At 56.4% G+C, this 18423-nt stretch carries 12 protein-coding genes and 3 pseudogenes; 2 read left to right on the forward strand and 13 right to left on the reverse strand.

The window, feature by feature from the left end; all coding sequences use genetic code 11:
• Positions 1-1018: 1018 nt before the first annotated feature.
• The 8 genes and pseudogenes from LF95_RS23595 to LF95_RS21530 form a co-directional block, all read right to left on the reverse strand.
• Positions 1019-1605 (reverse strand): annotated as a pseudogene (locus LF95_RS23595) (integrase core domain-containing protein); the annotation flags it as partial.
• Positions 1606-1886: 281 nt separating this feature from the next.
• A complete protein-coding gene (locus LF95_RS21500) occupies positions 1887-3380 on the reverse strand; it encodes an FGGY-family carbohydrate kinase (protein WP_073957367.1) in 1494 nt (497 codons plus the stop codon).
• Positions 3381-3465: 85 nt separating this feature from the next.
• Entirely contained in the window at positions 3466-4308 is an 843-nt protein-coding gene (locus LF95_RS21505) for a class I fructose-bisphosphate aldolase (RefSeq protein WP_073957269.1), read from the reverse strand.
• Between the two features lie 11 nt (positions 4309-4319).
• Positions 4320-6074, reverse strand: a complete 1755-nt coding sequence (locus LF95_RS21510; protein ID WP_083607883.1) for a glycerol-3-phosphate dehydrogenase/oxidase — start codon at positions 6072-6074, stop codon at positions 4320-4322.
• A complete protein-coding gene (locus tag LF95_RS21515) occupies positions 6071-7075 on the reverse strand; it encodes a sugar-binding transcriptional regulator (RefSeq protein WP_073957270.1) in 1005 nt (334 codons plus the stop codon). The genes LF95_RS21510 and LF95_RS21515 overlap by 4 nt, the downstream gene beginning before the upstream one ends.
• 31 nt (positions 7076-7106) lie before the next feature.
• Complete coding sequence (locus LF95_RS21520) at positions 7107-8117, reverse strand: ABC transporter permease (RefSeq protein ID WP_083607884.1); 1011 nt, start codon at positions 8115-8117, stop codon at positions 7107-7109.
• A 24-nt stretch (positions 8118-8141) separates the two neighbouring features.
• A complete protein-coding gene (locus LF95_RS21525; protein ID WP_073957271.1) occupies positions 8142-9668 on the reverse strand; it encodes a sugar ABC transporter ATP-binding protein in 1527 nt (508 codons plus the stop codon).
• A gap of 87 nt (positions 9669-9755) precedes the next feature.
• Entirely contained in the window at positions 9756-10763 is a 1008-nt protein-coding gene (locus LF95_RS21530) for a substrate-binding domain-containing protein (RefSeq protein WP_073957272.1), read from the reverse strand.
• Positions 10764-10972: 209 nt separating this feature from the next.
• Here LF95_RS21530 and LF95_RS21535 point away from each other — a divergent pair, with 209 nt between their 5' ends.
• A complete protein-coding gene (locus tag LF95_RS21535; protein WP_143182142.1) occupies positions 10973-12289 on the forward strand; it encodes a TonB-dependent receptor in 1317 nt (438 codons plus the stop codon).
• A gap of 121 nt (positions 12290-12410) precedes the next feature.
• On the opposite strand, the pseudogene LF95_RS23720 reads toward LF95_RS21535, so the two are convergent.
• Positions 12411-12561, reverse strand: a pseudogene (locus LF95_RS23720) (IS5/IS1182 family transposase); the annotation flags it as partial.
• A gap of 473 nt (positions 12562-13034) precedes the next feature.
• Here LF95_RS23720 and LF95_RS21545 point away from each other — a divergent pair.
• On the forward strand, positions 13035-14924 hold the full coding sequence (locus LF95_RS21545; protein WP_073957274.1) for a sigma-54-dependent Fis family transcriptional regulator: 1890 nt from the start codon (positions 13035-13037) through the stop codon (positions 14922-14924).
• A gap of 187 nt (positions 14925-15111) precedes the next feature.
• Here the strand turns inward: LF95_RS21545 and LF95_RS23725 are convergent.
• The 4 genes and pseudogenes from LF95_RS23725 to LF95_RS21560 form a co-directional block, all read right to left on the reverse strand.
• A pseudogene (locus tag LF95_RS23725) lies at positions 15112-15370 on the reverse strand (succinyl-CoA--3-ketoacid-CoA transferase); the annotation flags it as partial.
• Complete coding sequence (locus LF95_RS23665) at positions 15327-15431, reverse strand: CoA-transferase (protein ID WP_083607886.1); 105 nt, start codon at positions 15429-15431, stop codon at positions 15327-15329. The pseudogene LF95_RS23725 and the gene LF95_RS23665, both read right to left, overlap by 44 nt.
• A 72-nt stretch (positions 15432-15503) precedes the next feature.
• The gene (locus LF95_RS21555) at positions 15504-16016 is read right to left on the reverse strand and encodes an acetone carboxylase subunit gamma (RefSeq protein ID WP_073957275.1); all 513 of its coding nucleotides are present in this window, start codon (positions 16014-16016) and stop codon (positions 15504-15506) included.
• Positions 16017-16086: 70 nt separating this feature from the next.
• Positions 16087-18414, reverse strand: coding sequence for a hydantoinase B/oxoprolinase family protein (locus tag LF95_RS21560; RefSeq protein ID WP_073957276.1), 2328 nt, complete (start codon positions 18412-18414; stop codon positions 16087-16089).
• Positions 18415-18423 lie beyond the last annotated feature (9 nt).

The raw sequence follows: 18423 nt of genomic DNA on the forward strand, positions 1-18423 counted from the left end.
TCACCGCCGGGCCTTCTAAACACAGTCAAAAACATATTCCCTGATCACAGACCCTAAAAAACGCTGCATCCTTACAGATGCGGCGTTTTTTGTTTTGGGGTAAAGAGAAAAGACATGTCGTATGGCTAATTTGTCACTGGGCATGAAATTCAGTATCTTGTTTAATGCCGAATAACGTAGGTTGAATTCCTTACATTATCTATTTTGAAGATGGGAAGGGGAATGGCTGTATGAGAATTCGCTATTTTTTGCTGTTTTATTTTTGTTTTTCTTTTGTTTATTTTTTCTTCTATAGCCTTGCTTATTTATTGAAAATTCAGTTCTGGGCTGATTTTTTTGCGAATAATAAGTGGATTGTAAATTTTCTACAGGCAGTCACGTATGCTGGGCCACTTTGGTTTTTTATCATTCTTATGTTTAGTTTGATGTGCCGCTTTGCCGTGAGAAGATTTGGCGAAAATTTTACGCAGATGGCTATTAAAAGTAATATGCAGTTGGGTGTTTTTAAAGAAATAGTACGGTTCGATCTGGATAAATAATACGGAGCTTGATGGCACAGAAATAGTTTTCCAGGATGAAGAAGTCAGTGTTATACAGTCGTAACTCCTAGAAGGTTGATAGCCTCCCATTATAGGCCATCAACATCTCTCTAAGGAAGTTTCTTGGGAGTGCTTTGGTCGGCTTCTTCGGCAGCCAAAACTGTTGCCAGTTGGGCTGCGGCCAAAGATGAAGATATTGTGATACACCGTTTTATCGGGATAATCCGTGATCGGGTAATTTTGGCATTTTGGTTAGGATTTTGATAAGAAAAAGCAGACTCGATGACGGATCTGCTTTTATCGATATCATGTTTTGTTCAAGACCTTTTGCTCAGGAAGAACGATCAGGCGGCTTCCTCCCTTTCGGCATCTTCCCGCTTTACCGATTTGTGGGCTTCCTCGTTTGCGCAGAGTTTCCAGTAGCTGGAAATATACATTTCGCGTTTGTCGATATGACCCTCCCCCCGGAACAGTCTCACTTACAGGGTGAGTGGTTTCGTTGATACTTTTGCCACGACGGGGACGAGACCGCAAGGAGCCGGAGGCGACTGGAGGTCGCGTCCCCGTCGATGGAATTGTTCGGCGAAGGCGGCCGGGGTTTCGTCGTCCAGCGCCGAGTGGGGCCGGACGGTGTTATAGTATTTTCGCCAGTCCTCAATGGTCTTGCGGGCTTCGTGGATGCTTGCAAACCAGTTCTCATTGAGACATTCATCCCGGAACTAGCCGTTGAACGATTCCACATAGGCATTCTGTGTCGGCTTGCCGGGCTGGATAAACCGTAGCTTCACCCCGTTTTTTTTTCGACCATTCAAACATCGACAATATTCAAAACCCGGAACCTACGCCCGTTCCACAAGCCATCCGAAACCAAGTCCAAAGACCAGCGCTGGCTGGGGCGCACGGCTGTTGCGAGGGGAATGCGATCCCGATGCGTCAGCCGTTTGCGTTTGCGGCGACGCACCTGAAGTCCTTCTTCACAATAAAGGCGATAGGTTCGCTTGGCATTGACCACGAGACCTTCCTTGCGCAGAAAGACATGCAGGCGCAAATAGCCATAGAGGCGATACGATCTATATCACCATGCCGGGCTTGCCGGCACCGATCAGCAAGATGTCTGTTCGGTTGGCAGCGATAGATACACTCGGAAATCCGAGGGCCCGGGCCAGGTCGGAGCCTTTCAGGGCGCGCAGGCGCAGTTGTGTTATTAGCTCATTGGCAAACTCGACGAAGATCCGACGCGATTGGTTGGGTTTGAAACCGCGGGTCGAGGTTTGGTGACTGAACAGATCGAGCTGGCAATCCTTGCCCCCTGTTCTCCATACCGATGGTGCCGTGACCGATCCCTGTCTAAGACCTCGCCGAGGCAGCCCAAGCGGGGGCCATGGTTTCAGCCAAGTTGCGGAAGGCCGCATAGCGTGCGTTCAGGACCGTGGCATCGAAGCGGCCTGGCTCGAAATGATGTGCTCGCGTCGCCATGGCGTCCGTCGCCGCGCGCAGAGAGTGAAACAGCTCCAGCCCGACGGCGGCGGCGACGCAGGCGCCCAAGGCGCCCGTTTCGGTGCAATGGCTGGTCGTGATCGGAATGCCCAGAATGTCAGCGAACATCTGCGGCCAGATCTCGCTGCGAGCGCCGCCGCCGGAGAGTACCGCCTCGTCTACCTGGGCACCGGCGGCGCGTAGGGTGTCGAGGTGATGGCGGTGCCCAAAGGTCACGCCCTCGAACAGCGCATAGAGAACGTCTGCCCGGGTGTGCCACTCCGTAAGATTGTAAAAACCTCCGCGCGCGTTGCCGTCGAAGGCGCTACCGTAGAGGTAAGGATGATACAGAGGAAGCCCCGTCGTCGGGGTCACGCTGGCCACGGCCTTGCTGCACGCTGCCGCCGGATCGCCCGGTTCGTCGTCGTACACCCCAAAGGTGCGCAAGAACCACTCCAGATTCGCCGCCGACGTGGGACTGGCTTCGACCACCATGTATCGGTCGCGGCCGAAAGGCGTGGTCATAAACACCAGGTCGTCGAGCTTAGGCCGGTCGACGATGATCTGATTAATGCTCCACGTACCCACCACGACCGAGGCCTCGCCCACCCGGGACACACCAGAGCCAAGCGCGCTGGCCACGATGTCGATCATACCCGCCACGACCGGTGTCCCGGCGGCGAGGCCGGTTTCCCGCGCAGCCGCCTCCGTGACATGGCCGACGATGTCGCAGGTTTCGCGCACCGGAGGCAATTTCTCCAACAGGTCGCCGATGCCGTAGATCGCCAGCAGGTCGGCGTCGTATCGCCGTTCGGGAAAGCGAATCAGTCCGGCGATGGAGGCATCGGAGATATCGGTACATATCACGCCCGTCAGATAATTGACGATGACATCCTTGCACAAGAGCAAGGCACCGGCCTGGGCCAGCAGGTCGGGTTCGTGCTCCTTCATCCAGCGGAGAAGTACCGGTGTCTGCGCCGCCCACACCTTCTGCAATGACATCTCGTGCGCCGTTTGCCGCGCCCTGTTCATGCTGTCGACAATGGTGGTTCCACGGGTGTCGATGGATTGGATCCCTTTGAGCGGTCGGCCGTCGCGATCGAGCATGTATAGACCGTTGCCGTGCCCCGCCGCGCCGACGCCGCAAATGTCCTTTGCGTCGATCCCGGCCATGTTGAGGCACTCGGCGATGGCGTGACGGAGGCCGGCCGTCAGTTCCGAGATGTCGCGTTCGACGTGTCCCGGGTGCGGTCGGTAGGTGCGGCCCGGCGATGAACTTACTGCGACTTGGTTACCATCTACGGTGAACAGAACGGCCTTCACCATGGTGTTGCCGGCATCAATGCCTAGCAGGTATTGAGACATGACTTCCTCCCATGCAGACGCATTCTGCGTCAGAGCGCGCGCCACCGTGCTGTCTTGCTTTTTTTGTCGGCGGCGCGCGGCGGTATTATTTGCTGTTGTAGATCTCCAATGCGCGTGTCGCATCGGCGCCGTCATGAATGATTGCCTTGAGAGCGGCAGCGACGCGTGCGGGATTGTCATGCTGGTAGACGTTGCGGCCATAGACCATACCGTTTGCGCCTTGGCCCATCAGGGCGACCGATTTCTCGAAGACCTTGCCGATCTCGCCTTTGCCTCCGCCACGCACCAGCACCGGGCACCGTGCGGCCTCGACGACCTTGTGGAAGTCTTCGACGTTGTCGGTCGGGTCGGCCTTTATGACATCGGCCCCAAGTTCCCGGGCGGTGCGAACCATTGCGACGATCTTGTCGGTGTCACCGTCAACCAGGTAGCCGCCCTTCTCGCTGGGCGCCTGCATGACCAGCGGTTCTAGCATCAGCGGCATGCCGTACTTTTCGCACTCGCGCCGCACCTTGGAAACGTTCTCGATGGATTGGCGCAACAGGCCCGGTTCGTTCGGGATGAGATACATGTTCACGACCACGGCGACGGCGTCCATCTGGATGGCGCCGACAAGCGGCTCCTCCGGGTTTTGCAGGATGCTCCACATTTCACGGTGACGGATGGTGTTGTAGGCGTTACCGACGTCGATCCGCAGGACCAGCGCCGGCTTCTCAGGTGTCTCGACCCGCTGAAGGGTGTCCGCCTGGCCGTAATTGGTCTGGATGGCATCCGGCATGGCTTTGACGAGTTGCCCGACCACACCGTCAATATCCTCCAAGCCGGGGATGAAGGTCGGCTCGTTGAAGATGCCGTGGTCGATGGCAACATCCAGGCACTTGCCGTTGCGGAACATGCGGTTGAGGCGGGCTTTCCAGGTGGACGGCATGAAGGGCTCCTTTAGGATTGCAGGGTTTCTGCGGCTTCGGGCAGAGGCGCCAGGGTGACGCGATGGCGCGTGGCGAGCAGATCGCGGAGTGTTTCATACTCCCCACGGACGTATTCGGCAGACCAGCCGCAGGTGTCGGCCATGATCGCGAGCACCTCGCGCACCGTTGTGGTGGACAGGCGACCGGTTATGGCGATGGCGGTCCGGCGGATCAACAGGTCCGCCGGCATCACAACATCCTCGTGACGGATCAAATGAATGAGTTCCCCGCAGCTGTACTCGGGCAGGGACTTCAGCGGCGTGTCGCCTTCGGTTGCCAGGGTCTTGGCGACCTGGCGGGCACCGGTGCCGTAACGGGCGAACAGCGTCTGGGCGCGAGCCTCGGACAGACCGTGGGCGCGTGCCAGTTCGGCGATTGCGTCAGACCGCGCGGTAGGGGCAGGAAAGTCGCGGCCGCCGCCGATGGGCATTTCCTTGGTATCGACGGTGCGATCACGGCCAAGGCGCGCCAGCACGTCGTCGGCCACCAGTTCGCCGAAGCCCCGGAAGGTGGTCCATTTCCCACCAATCAGACAGAGCACGGGAAAGGGGCGCGTCGCCGTTGGCTCCAGGGCTTGGACGGAATGGTCGCGGGAAATGCGGCCGGTGGGTCCGTCATCGCTATAGGGCAAAGGCCGCACGCCGGAAAAAGTATAGACGATCTGGTCTGGCGTGATCTCGATGGAAGGGAAGACAAAACGGACGGATTCGAGGATATAGGCGCGTTCCTCGTCCTCGCAGCGCACCGTGTCCGGTGTGTCGACCCGAATATCGGTGGAGCCGATCAGTACGCGGTCGAAGTAGCGGAACAGGATGCAGACGCGGCCCTCCTGGTTCTCGTAATAGATCATGTGGTCTCCCAACTCATCGTAGAGCTTGGGGTTGTCGACGATGAGGTGAGAGCCTTTGGTGCCGCCGATCAACCGTGGGGCCCCCTCGGCCAGGCTTTCGTTGGCTATGTCGGTCCAGGCGCCACCGGCGTTGATGACCAGCTTCGGCCGGACGGTGATGTCGTCACCGGTCACGCAATCATGCAGGATAACCGCGCCGTTGGCCTCAAGCCGGTTGAACGCGACGTAATTAAGGGCCGTGGCGTCAAGGCAAGCGGTCACGGTATCCTGTATCATTTCGAGGCCGAGGCGCTCGGGGTATGTGATCTGGGCATCGTAATACGTCGCGGTGCAGCGGACATCCGGATTGAGGTTGGGCCAGCGGCGGAAGGTTGCGGCGCGGCCGGCGAACCCATGCCCGGGCATGCCCGAAGTCCCGCGCGTGAACCAATCGTAGAGCGTCAGACCCACCTTCACCAGCGCCGCTCCTCGGCGCGACGGCTTTTCCGTCAGTCGCAGGAAACGTTGCAGAGCACTGGTCAGGCCGGACGCATAATCGAACAGAGGCACCGTCGTTGCCAGTGGACCGACGTAATGGGGTGCGTTCCGCAGCAGGCGATTGCGCTCGGCCAGGGCCTCGCGGACCAGCTTGAACTCGCCGGTTTCCATATAGCGGAGGCCGCCGTGGACCATGCGGGACAGGGCGCCACTGGCGCCGTGGCAGTAGTCGTTCTTTTCGACGAGGGCGACCCTCAGCCCCTGAAGGGCGAGTTCGCGGAAAGCGGAGATGCCGTTGATCCCGCCACCGATGACGAGAATGTCGAGGTCTGGCTGTGCAGCCAGTCGGGTCAACCGCTCGCGCCGTCCAGCGGCGCCGATTGCTGTGAATGCAGTCATGAGAGTTCCGAAGTTTTAGGGGGCGGGCTGGTGCGGTCCAGACACTGGAGGACACGACCGGCCGTGGCCTCGTCGGTGACCAGCGCGGTGAGGTAGTCGCCGCGCAGGACGCTGGCGATGGCGTCGGTTTTGTCCGGTCCGGTAGCGACGCTGAAAGAGAACGGGATGCGGGCCAGTTCGTCCGGTTTCAAGCTGACGAGGTGGCGATTCAGGATGTAGTCGGCGACGGCGCCGTCGGCTGTTAGCAGGTGCGCGACGAGTTCTGCCTCGGCACCTGATGCCCGGATACCCTCGCGGTCCTCTCGGGTGCGCGGCGTCAGGTCAAAATAACTTGAGACATCGGCGTGTATGGAGCCGATGCCGACGATGGCAATGTCGGCCCGTCGCGCGAGATCGAACGCCTCCACGCAGGAGCGCACGCCCATCAAGGCCTCCCTCTCCGCTTCGGAGGAGGCAAACATGGGCACATGAACCAGATGCGCCGTCCCGCCAAGTTTACCCGCCAGAACGGTCGAAAGGTGGTTCACGTCGGTGTAGTGCTTACCTTGCACCCCCCCTGTCAGGGGAACGACCGTCACATCGTACTTGCGGCTTATCTCCAGGGCATCGATCAAGGAGCTGACGCCCTTGCCGCCGGTAATGGCGATGACAAGGCCGTCACGCAGATGTTCCGCCAACATGGCGGCGGCGGCCCGACCGGCGCTGCGCAGGTTGGCACCATCGTCCGTCGACGAGACGGTTGTGGCGATCTCCGCCCGGTGCAGAGTGCTCCGGTCCACCAGACGCCGCGAGAGGTCGGCAGCCGTGTCGAAAGGGCTGCGGATGGTGATCTCCACCATCCCTATGTCCCGGCCCAACTTGATGAGCCGGTTCACGGTCCCCACCGATTGGTTGATGATTCGGGCGATTTCCGCCTGCTTGCGGTTCTCGACGTAATAGAGGTTCAGCACCCGGTAGATGCGGTGCAGATCGTCGTTTTTGTCCTGGTCGGGCATGGTCATGGCGTTTCTGGTCCTTTCGCAGGCGCTGGTATCAGCGCGCCCTGTAGTGGTTCAGGATATGGTCGAAGGACACTGCTGCAAGCAGAATGATACCTTTGGTCATTTCCTGCCAATAGGCCGAAACATTTAACAGAATTAGCGAGCTGGTCACGATGGATAGCAGCGCGATTCCGAGCACTGCCCCGATGATGGAGCCGGTGCCGCCCTTCAGGCTGGCGCCACCGATGACGGCTGCGGCGATGACGTTCAGCTCCATGCCGACACCGAAGGAGGGGGTTGCCGAGCTCAGGCGCGCCATGTAGATGACGCCCGCCAGCCCCGCCATGAGAGACGTGAAGACGGTGGCGATGAATTTCACCCGATCCGTACGGATGCCAGCGTAGGCTGCGGCCTTCTCATTGCTGCCGGTATAGACGATTTTGCGGAAGAAGGTCGCCCGCCGCAGCAACACGTCGAACAGGATAACGATTCCGGCGAAGATGAGGATGACCACCGGCAGGCCGAAAATGTCGCCTTGGCCGATGAACTTGAACTCCGGTGGCAAGCTGAACAGCGACAGCGGAGTCCCGCCGGTTACGACCATGCACAGGCCACGCACGATGACCATCGCGGCCAGCGAGGCGATGAAGTGGCTCAAGCCGATCCGGGTGACGCAGAAGCCGATTCCCACGCCCACCAAACCGCTGGCGGCAAGCCCGGCCAAGCTGGCGGTCCAGGGGTCGAAGCCGGCCAGGAAAACCTGCCCGCCCACCACCATCGACAGGCACACCACGGCACCGACCGACAGGTCGAGACCGCCGACGATGAGCAATACGGTCATGCCCACGACCACGATGCCCTCGACGGCGAAAGACATGAGCATGGCCTTGATGTTGGGCCATGTCAGGAAGTATGGCGATGCGAAGCTCATGGCGATGAACAGCACCAGGATGATGGCCACTAGGCCTGCCTCGCGCTGGTGGAACATCTTGTGCAGCAGACCGCTGGCAGTGGTCCGGTCGGAAGCGGCCGGGGGTAAGGGTGAGGTCGTTGTGGTTTGCATTGTCTTTGTTTCCTCCCGACCGCTTCAGACGGTGGCTGGTTGCGGCTGGGGCGACGTGGCGCCCAGGCCGGATGCTATGTGCATAATGGTTTCTTCTGTCATGGCGTCGCCCCACACCTCGCCGGCCATCCGGCCTTCGTGGATCACCAGGATACGGTCACAGAGACCGATCAATTCCGGCAATTCCGACGAGATGACGACGACACCCGTTCCATGCTCGGCCAGGTCGCGAACGATGTCGTAGATTTCGGCCTTGGCGCCCACGTCAACGCCGCGGGTGGGTTCGTCCAGAAAGACGAGGCGTGGGCGGACGGCCAGCATCCGGGCGATGGCGACCTTTTGCTGGTTGCCGCCCGATAGGGTTGAGACCGGGTCTTGGATGGATCCGCACTTTAGGCCGACACGTTTCCCCAATGCGATGGCCATGCGCTCTTCCTCGGCTGGCTTGAGAAACCCGCCGCGCGATGCCATGCGCGTGTCGAGCGCCGTGATGTTCTGGGCGATGGGCAGATCGAGGAACAGGCCCGCGCCCTTGCGGTCCTCCGACAGGTAGACGATGCCGGCCTCGATGCTGTCAGCAAAGTGCTGGATGGACACGGCTTTGCCGTTCAATACGATGTCGCCGCTTGCCTTGGGGCGCAGGCCGCATACGGTTTCGGCGATTTCCGTCCGTCCGGCGCCGATCAATCCGGCGATGCCCAGGATCTCTCGGCCCCGGAGGTCGAAGGAAATGGCGTCGAGGTCGCCGTTGTCCGACAACCCGCGTACCGATAGGACCGGCGTCTCGTCGAGACGCTCTGCCTTGGCGGGAAACAACTGGTCGAGCGTGCGTCCCACCAGATTGTCCACCACCTTGCTGGGCGTCATGTCAGCGATGGCGTTGGTGCTGACGTGCTGCCCGTCGCGGAATACCGTGATCCGGTCACACAAATCAAAAATCTCGGACATACGGTGGCTGATGTAGATCTGCGCCATGCCCTGGTCGCGGAACGTCTTCATCAAGCCGAACAGGGTTTCCGCTTCGGTCTCCGTCAGTGCCGCCGTTGGTTCGTCCAGGATGAGGACCTTGCAGTCCAGGGTGAGCGCCTTGGCGATTTCCACCAGTTGCTGTTCGGCGATGGACAACCTGCGCACCATCGTACCGACCGGGATCGGCAAGAGTCGGTCCATGACCTGCTGCGCTTTGGTCGCCAAGGCCCTCTGGTCGGTGAAGAGGCGCGGGGACAGCGCCGTCGCGGCCATAAAGATGTTTTCCGCCACCGTCACATCCGGACACAGGGCGATTTCCTGGTGGACGAGCCCGATGCCGAGGCGTTGCGCTTCCAGGGGGCTGGTGATTGAGACCGGCCGCCCGTCGACGCGGATCTCTCCGGAATCTGGATGCAAAATGCCGTCGGCGATGTTCATGAGAGTGGACTTGCCAGCGCCGTTCTCTCCGGCGAGGGCGTGGATTTCACCGGCCCGAACCGAGAAATCCACGCCTCGCAGGGCCTTCACGGGACCGAACGACTTGGAGATTTGACGCAATTCAAGCACAGGAGTGCTGTACATATATACCTCCTTTGACGGGGCCGACATATGGTTCGGCGGCGTCGGCCCCTTTGCGGACGTTGGATGTCAGGCGTGTGGACGGACCTGTCAGCCGTCGCGACGGGCCTTGTACTCATTCCAACGGAAGTCGTCCGCGTTCTCGGGCGTCACCATCGAGAAGCCGTTGTCGAGCAAGGGGAAGCTGAAGGGGTTCTTGCCCGTCCGCTTATAGTCGTTCATGGGGTCGATCAGGCCGGGATGTGCGGCCAGGAACAAGGCCATGAACCCCATATAGCCCTGGATGCCCTGGTTCGGGTTGATGGCCCCGAACATGTCGCCCGCCTTGATGAGGTCCAGGACCTTGGCGTTCACATCGACGCACATCACTTTGATGTTTTGATCGGCTTCTAAAGCGGCTTGGGACGCGCCGATAGCTGAGGTTGCCTCGGGCATGAAGACGGCACCGAGGTCCGGGTGGGCCTGTGCCAGGCTGCTGACCGCCTGATAGGCTTTGTTGGGATCCTGGTTGGTGATCGCCCGTCCCGCCAGGGTCATATCGGGCCACTTGTCCTTCATGCGCTGGATGAAGGCTTTCACGCGGCGGTCGTGATTGTCTTGGCCGGGGTTTTCGAGAACGGCATAGGTACCCTTGCCGCCCATTGCCTCGGCAATGGCATCAGCTGCAGCACGGCCTTCACGGTTGTTATCGGAGGTAACGTAGGCGACGCGGTTGCTGTTCGGCGAATCTGCGGCGAAGGTCACGACAGGCGTGCCGTTGGCTGTGGCGCGGTTGATTGGCTCGACGAAGGGGTCGGGGTTCATTGGATGCAGCAGGATGCCGGCAGGGGAGCGGACCAGGACCTGCTCGAACGACGTGAGCTGCTTGTTCACGTCGTATTCGGGCGTCCCGGTGAACTCGGCCTCGCAGCCAAGTTGATGCGCGGCCTGTTCGAACATTTCGTAGACCGGCTTCCAGTACTCGATGCCGCTCATCATGACGTTCATGTAATAGGTTTCACCCGGTTCACAGTGGAATGCGGGGGTGTCCTGCGCGCTGGCGGATCCGGCTACGCCGAGAACGACCAGCGCCGTGGCGATGGAGAGAGCCTTTTTCATTTTTCCTCCCAAACCCCGGTATTGGCCGGGGTATTCATTTTTTGACGTTGGACCGGCCCTTATGGGATCCGGTCTAAGCTTGATTGAATTTTTATTATTGTTATGAATTTTTTCAATAAGGAGGTTAACAGGATGCGAGCAGTTGTCAACGGCTTTGTCTGACGGGGAGGAGACCGTCCGGATGTCACGGCAGCCCTCTGGATGTGACATTGGGATTGCGTTATGACCGGGATATTGCTGAAGAGGTTTTTTTTAACGAAAATAATTGGAAGTCAAAAAAGGCCAGTACGACAACAACTGTTGGCCCTTTTACCCTTCCGGCGACAGATCGCACTGACAGACGTTCGCGTGGTGCAGACCTGAATGTTAGCTATGACTTCGGTGAGATGAAACTGACGTCAATTACCGGTGCGCAAAAGAGGGAAATGAACCGGGTTTTTGTTGCGCGTCAGAACGAGGATCAGGATAGCATTTCCCAGGAACTGCGGTTGTCTTTCGAGCCAGAAAACAGCGCGTTATCGGGTGTGGCCGGTATTTATGCCGAAAAGGTCTCTTTCAAGCGCGATGCGGTTTCTTTCTCTACGTTCAATCCTTATGTCGCGGATGTTGATCAGGAAAGTTATGCCGTTTTTGGCGAAGGTACGTACGCTGCAACGGATCGTCTGGCTTTGACTGCCGGTGGACGTTATTCTGTCGATAAGGCCGATTTCAATTTTAATGAAACCGGTGGCCTGTCAATGATTGCAGACGATTCATGGTCGACTTTTTCACCGAAAGCAGGCGCGACATATCAATGGGCAGATAACTTCAGCCAGTTTGCGACGATTAGTAGAGGTTACAAGCCTGGTGGTTTTAACCGGACTGCGCCAAATTCTGCCGCCGAAGTTCCCTATGATCCCGAATATTCATGGAACTACGAAACCAGTTTACGTGGCAATTTCCTGAATCACAAACTGCAACTCGAAGCATCGGTCTATTATATCGATATTTCCGATATCCAGCTTTATACAGGTGTCGGCGGTCAACAGGTTTTGCGCAATTACGGTGATGCCGAGTCTATGGGGATGGAAATTAACGGGCGTGCTTTCCTGACCGATGCGCTTGAACTGTCGGGCGGGGTTAATCTGAACCATTCCGAGTTGAATACAACGGACTCTCTTGACGGGAATTGGACCCCTTATTCCCCGCGTGTAAGCACAAATGCAGCAATCCAGTACTATTGGGAAATTCCGGGGCTTCCCAAGACGATTATTCCCCGTCTGGATGTTAACTATTACGGGAAATCCTATCTGGATGTAAATAATGCTTATGCGCAAGACTCTTACGCATTGTTTGACTTCCGGCTGGGTTATGAATGGAATGACCTGCGCTTGCAGCGTTTGTCGAAAATATCTTCGATAAGGATTACAAAACTTACCAGAATTCTGCCACGACGATTCAGGCAGGAGAAGGTCGTAATGCAGGTGTGGAAGTCAGTTTCAAGTTCTAGCGTGTCGATCTCAGGACGGCATTATTTGGCGAGATGACTTCTCAATGTTGATCATGATCTATTCTGTTTTAAATGTTTGGTCCCGGCATTTGATGGTGCGGATCATGACTGAATCTGAACGGCTTTTGTGTCCAGGCTTGCCGCGCAATTTCTGCCAGCTTTTTGCTATGTACGGCCCGATCTTCTTCAATCGCCAGATCAGGGGCGTTCCAATAATCCGCGCGGGATTTGGCAACAACTTCCCAGTCCGATCGCCTGTTCGACAATGATATCAAAAATATCCTGTGCCACAATGACATCACGATAACGGCATCAATTTTACGAAACAGATGGTCGGTCGGAACCAGACTGTCCCACGTTATCATCTCAAGTTCGGTTTGAGGGACGGAAGGTTTTTTGAGCATGCCTTATTGAATCAAACTCCCCGCTCTTGGCGAGGCGTTTGTCAGCAGTCTGAGGTCGTAATTAAATGAGTGCGGCGTTTTTGCGTTTCGGACTGTCTTTCGGGCTGTATTCTTCCTATATAGTCGTTCGCTTATCGCCAAAAGGCCGAAAAAACTGCGGTAATCCAAATAAAAAGACCCTCAAGGTACAAGGTTCAAATCTGTCTTACCCTTGCGGTGGGCGCATTAACGCGCAAATCGTGAGCAGGCCACTTGCTCCTTCTATTGGGCCTGTCGTTGGGGTATGATCTTTCGCTTGATACTAATCCTCACCACGCAACTAAAAAATAATATTGAGATGATGAGGGAAATTTTGCTGCTTCTCGGGAGGAGGCGCGAATGGAGTTGGAAATAAAACGTGCCTGGGAACGTTTTGTCAGCGATGGTTTGTTGTCGACCACCAAAATTCGTCGTGTTGTCGCTCAATCCTGGCAACGTTCTGCAGAACAGCGGGTGAATGTTGCCCAGAATCAGGCACCTGTGCTTGATGAAGGTCATCTGCATCGTCGTAAATTACATAGTGCTGACATGATCTCTGCGGCCCTTCCGGCTTTGCAGCGGTCCCGTCATTTTCTTGCTGATGCGAACTCGATGCTGATCCTTGCTGATGATACAGGACATATTGTTGCGACCGAAGGAGATGCGCGCGTTATCGATGCGGGGCGGGATAATCATCTTGAATTGGGAGGTGACTGGAACGAAGCAAGGATTGGTACCAATGCCATTGGCACGGCCCTGGTTGAGAAAACGGCCGTTCATATTCATGGCAGTGAACATTATTGTGAGGGCGTGCAACGCTGGACTTGCGCCGCCGTGCCGGTTTTTAACCCGGTAAAACGACGTTTGATTGGCGTTGTGGACGTTTCTGGCCCGGCACAATCATTTAACCCACAGAGCATGGCCCTGGCGGTTTCGGTCGGCAGCGAGATCGAAGCAGCGATTGATCGTCAATTGCGAATGGAGCATGAGGTGCTTTTGCGCCAGTTCCTGAGCAAGCGTGCGGTTTGGCTGAACGAGGATATGATTGTTCTGGATCGTTATGGACAGATTGTCCATGCCACTGACGATAATAATCTTGAGATGCTTTTGCAGGAAAGCGGGCTTCAGACGCAGATCGAAATGAAACCGCCAGAAGAATGGCAGAATACATTTCGTCAGGGACTATCCAATACCGAACTCAATCTGATCCAGAATGATGGGACGAGTATCGGGGCCATCGTTCTGGCCAGGCGGCAGAGCAGAAAGGTGTCATCCAAATTCGTGCCCCGCTCGCCGTCCCTGGAACGCACTGTATCCTTTGTCGAAATTCTGGGAGAAAGTCCTGCCTTGCGGGGGGCGAAAGAACGCGCTCGCCAGTTTGTTGAAGCAGGCCTGCCGGTTCTTCTTGAAGGGGAAACCGGTACGGGCAAGGAACTGTTCGCGCGCGCAATACACCAGGCCGCCAATGCACCGCAAAGTCCGTTTGTGCCGGTTAATTGTGGCGGTATTGCCAAAGACCTGATTGCAAGCGAGTTGTTTGGATATGCCAAGGGAACCTTTACCGGTGCCGATATTCGCGGGCGGGAAGGAAAAATCATTGCGGCGAAGGGTGGAACACTTTGCCTTGATGAAATTGGCGAGTTACCACTTGAATTACAGCCCTATCTTTTGCGGGTGCTGGAAGATGGTGTTGTTTATCCGGTGGGGTCACAGGATGGACAGAAAGTTCAGTTTTTCCTTGTCTCGATGACCAATCGTTCGCTGCAGTCCGAAATAGCGGAAGGCCGGTTCAGAAGTGATTTATATTACCGGATTGCCGTTGCAACGGTAGGCATTCCCGCCCTTCGTGAGAGAGGTGATGATGCCGCACTTCTGGCTGAGCATTTTGCGCAGAATGCCGTGCATCGGATGGGGCGGCCCAATCCGCATTTTACCAATGAGGTGCTTGATGTGTTTTGCCGTTACACATGGCCTGGCAATGTGCGGCAATTGCGCAATGTTGTCGAAACGGCTGTGGCACTCAATCGTGGCGGTAATATTGGAATGCAGGATATTCCGCCGGAGCTGAGTGCGGATGTTCGGGATCGAACAGGGCATGGTCACACAAATATTTTGCAACGTGTGGAAGAAACGGCCATTCGGGCAGCCATGACCCAGTGCAATGGGAATTTGACCGAAGCGGCCAAACAGCTTGGCATAGCGCGTTCGACACTTTATTTGCGTCTTGAACGATACGGGATTATGCACTGAGTGACACGGGATTGGCGCGCGCGGGGTCAAATTTTTGTCACGGATTATCATAATAAAAGCCTGGCAACACGAGACATCATGCTGCCAGGCTTTTTTGTGCGGTTCTCATGTCATTGAATTCTCTAATCTGAGGCCTTTACGGGTATGCCTTCAGGGGAAGCGTGCATTCTGACAGAAGTTTTGATTAGCCTCGTGCCGCGTGTTCCATGACGAAGACAACACGTTTGACGCCGGCAACAAGGTCCATTGCGCCGCCCATTGCTTGACCATCTTGCCCGGGATCATCCAGTTGGCGGGGTCGCCACGGATCTTGGAAAAACTTTCAGCCGAGGAAAAATAGCTTATTTTGACTCGGTGATAGTTTGCTTGCCAGCATCGATCAAATCGGTTTCTGCTTTTCCCTCAATCGGGAATCCCGCAAAGTCCAAAGCCACCTGACATGATTGTCATTCCGTCCTTAAGATCATCTGCAAGTGCCGATGTCGCCGTCGAAAAGACTTTATCCATCAAGTGCTCTCCTGCTGATCGACGAGCGCGATCCGCAAGAACCGCACTCGTCCTTATATTCTGGTATATGCGTTACGCGGCGTCGCTTCGTTCCGGGACAGGGAGCCCGAGCCACTCTTTGTAGAAAGTGTCTATATCCGGCTCGAAGTCGCGGATGATTGGATACCAAGGTGTTGGTGCTTCCACATCATGCAGAGTACCGCATTCAGGGCAATAATATTCGCGGATGACCTGCCAGGTTGGTGTCGGAGCCATGAGACGGGGATAAATTTCTTCCATCTGTTCTGGCGTATCTCGAACACTGACCAGGGCATGAAGTTTCCAGTTTTCACGCCAATCGCAGAAATTATGGCCACATTCACAGCGAATTGTCCATTGTTTCGACTGTTTTTGCTGCACGATGTACAGCTTTGGCCCCAGCGGCAGGATGATTTTTTCATCCCAGGGCATCCGTTCCTGCAGAATTTCAATATAGGTCTGGAAGCGTTCCGGGTCTTTGGGGGTGGAGAGCATCTGATGCAGGGTATCAGGATCAATCTTGCCGTCGATGAGATCGGAGATTTTGGCGCGAGTATAGCTTGTCATGATATTCCTCCTGGAAGGGGTGGCACGCCGATACGGAACGCAGTGCCCGTATTCGGACTGTCCGTTATTCTTATTCGTCAACGAATTGCACGGTCTTGACGTCCGGCAGTTCCGAGACATCCATCGAATAGTTGGCGCCGTAACTCGGGATGCCGAGTTCTTCCTCTTTTAGCGTCCAGCTTTCCGGCAGGTCCCAGAACTCCCGGAATTCCTTTTCAAAGCGCGGCCCAAGTTTGAAGGAGGCCGCAAACATCTGCTGGACTTGGGTTTCGGCATCTTTGGCAAGAATTTTTTCCCGCTCGGCTTTCATCCACTCACGGGCCGGAACGGCTTTGGCGATACGGGCCTTGCGGATGGCCTGTCTTTCGGCATCGGTTGCGGCGACATCAACCGTTGCACCGTCGTCGCCCTTCTGAAGGACAACGCCAAAGACCTGCCGGGCGAAACGTTCAAGAACGTAACCGCCATTTACATCATCCGCGACAGCCTGCGGATCACGATCAAGCGGATCGCCAAATCCGGGGCCGCCCCGCATATAGTTGAGATAAAGGTCGTAATCGGCAAACATTTCCTCGGTCGTGATGGCCTGTTTGTCGCGTTTGATGACCGCTTCTTTGATAAGGGAATCCCAGACCGGATTTTGCGGATCGGTATCACCGCCAAGTGGAATATCCTTTCCATCCTCGATCATTTTTTTGAGGCCGGTCTCGTGCGCGGCAAAGCGATAGCCCGATGATGCCGGATACCCCCCCATCAGTCCCCAGTCCGAGGAAATATGGCCGTTACCCATGAAGAACATCGTCCAGTCCTTGGCATTCCAGACCATGCGCAGGCTTTCAAAGCCGCACCCGCCACGATATTTGCCCGAACCACCCGACGATGCCTTGATCTGTCGGCCCAGATAGACAAGGGGTTCGGCCAGTTCCCAGATTTCCATGTCGCCCATGTCACCTTCCGGGTTCCAGATCGCCGCAGCATGGGAAAGCCCGTCACCCACGGCAGTTGCTCCGGTACCATTGGCTGCACATTCAAACGAGTTTACGGCATGGATTTCATCATACTGGTTAAAGCCGCCCCCCTGTAACCAGTTGGATGTATTGGCGTTACCGGCATTAACTTCTTCGAGATAGCCACGACCGAAATAGGACCGCGAGAGCCCCCGCCACAAGGCTGTCCAGGCGGAAACAAGGAAGTGCCAGGAATAGGAAAACGCAACCCGGCGGTCATCGGGGTTCATCCAGGTGCCTTTGGGCAGGCGGAATTCGGTCCCATAAGCTGCACCATCATTGATCATTTCCGAGGGGATCAAGGTTTGCGTCATCATCACCCAGATACCGGATGTAAAGCTGACCTGATGAGCGTTATAGGTATGCCATCCCCAGCGGCTTGAGCCTTCAAAATCAAGACGCCATGTCGCATCCCCACGAATGGTAATCTCGGAGGGGGCATGCATGATGGTATCGACCTTGGCAAAGTCGGAAGGGACGCGCACATCTTCGTGGTTGTATGGAACATCGACAAAGCCGACCTGCCGGTATTTGCCGGGAATGGTCATGGCCTTGATGCGGTTCTGCAACCCGATGCGACCATGCTCGACGGATTCATAGGCGAACTTCCAGTAGGAATCGATGCCTTCTTCGGCGATTAGTTCCTCGACAAGCTTGCGGATCATGTGGCAGCCTGCGATGCGTGTACGTTCATCAAGCATCCAGTAACGCGTGGTGCGCACCATGCGCTGGCTTTCATGCAGCCAGTCGCGAAACAGCGTATCGTTTTCGCCAACCTTGCGGCAGGTGATCGAATAGCCATCGCCAAAACGCTGCACCTGGCCGGTTGCCATCGAGCCCGGGCCGACTGCGCCAGTATCGATGACATGGGTTACACCGCCGACCCAACCGATCAGTTCACCTTCCCAGAAGATTGGCACGATGGTGTGAATGTCACACGGGTGAACGTTACCGATCAGGGAGTCATTGTTGCAGAAAATATCCTTGTCGCGCACACCGGGATTGGCTTCCCAGTTATTCTCGATCATGTATTTGATCGCGGCGCCCATCGTGCCGACATGGATAATGATGCCTGTCGAGGTCAGGATCGCGTCGCCTGCCGCATTATAAAGGGTGAAGCAAAGCTCGCCTTCCTGTTCAACAATCGGGGAGGCCGCGATTTTTTTGGCGGTTTCGCGGGCATCAACCACACCGGCCCGAAGGCGCGAAAAGAGTTTATTATAAAGGATGGGGTCGCTGTCGCGCAGTTCCATCCTTTCCAGACCGGCATAGTGCTTGGTCCGTTTTGTTGCTTCCATCAGGCGGTCGCGATGTTCCTTGAGGGTTTCTCCACCGCGCACAATACCGTTGGCGGTATCCTGTGAGTGTTTGTTATCCAGGGAGATATTCATAATGTCGTT

The organism is Thalassospira sp. TSL5-1, assembly GCF_001907695.1.
Taxonomy (GTDB): domain Bacteria; phylum Pseudomonadota; class Alphaproteobacteria; order Rhodospirillales; family Thalassospiraceae; genus Thalassospira.

Excerpts from the sequence above, each read along its gene's own strand:
- LF95_RS21530 (WP_073957272.1), bottom strand. The coding sequence starts at position 10,763 with ATGAAAAAGGCTCTCTCCATCGCCACGGCGCTGGTCGTTCTCGGCGTA.
- LF95_RS21525 (WP_073957271.1), bottom strand. The coding sequence starts at position 9,668 with ATGTACAGCACTCCTGTGCTTGAATTGCGTCAAATCTCCAAGTCGTTC.
- LF95_RS21510 (WP_083607883.1), bottom strand. The coding sequence starts at position 6,074 with ATGACTGCATTCACAGCAATCGGCGCCGCTGGACGGCGCGAGCGGTTG.
- LF95_RS21520 (WP_083607884.1), bottom strand. The coding sequence starts at position 8,117 with ATGCAAACCACAACGACCTCACCCTTACCCCCGGCCGCTTCCGACCGG.
- LF95_RS21545 (WP_073957274.1), top strand. The coding sequence starts at position 13,035 with ATGGAGTTGGAAATAAAACGTGCCTGGGAACGTTTTGTCAGCGATGGT.
- LF95_RS21555 (WP_073957275.1), bottom strand. The coding sequence starts at position 16,016 with ATGACAAGCTATACTCGCGCCAAAATCTCCGATCTCATCGACGGCAAG.
- LF95_RS23665 (WP_083607886.1), bottom strand. The coding sequence starts at position 15,431 with ATGGATAAAGTCTTTTCGACGGCGACATCGGCACTTGCAGATGATCTT.
- LF95_RS21515 (WP_073957270.1), bottom strand. The coding sequence starts at position 7,075 with ATGACCATGCCCGACCAGGACAAAAACGACGATCTGCACCGCATCTAC.
- LF95_RS21560 (WP_073957276.1), bottom strand. The coding sequence starts at position 18,414 with ATGAATATCTCCCTGGATAACAAACACTCACAGGATACCGCCAACGGT.
- LF95_RS21505 (WP_073957269.1), bottom strand. The coding sequence starts at position 4,308 with ATGCCGTCCACCTGGAAAGCCCGCCTCAACCGCATGTTCCGCAACGGC.
- LF95_RS21500 (WP_073957367.1), bottom strand. The coding sequence starts at position 3,380 with ATGTCTCAATACCTGCTAGGCATTGATGCCGGCAACACCATGGTGAAG.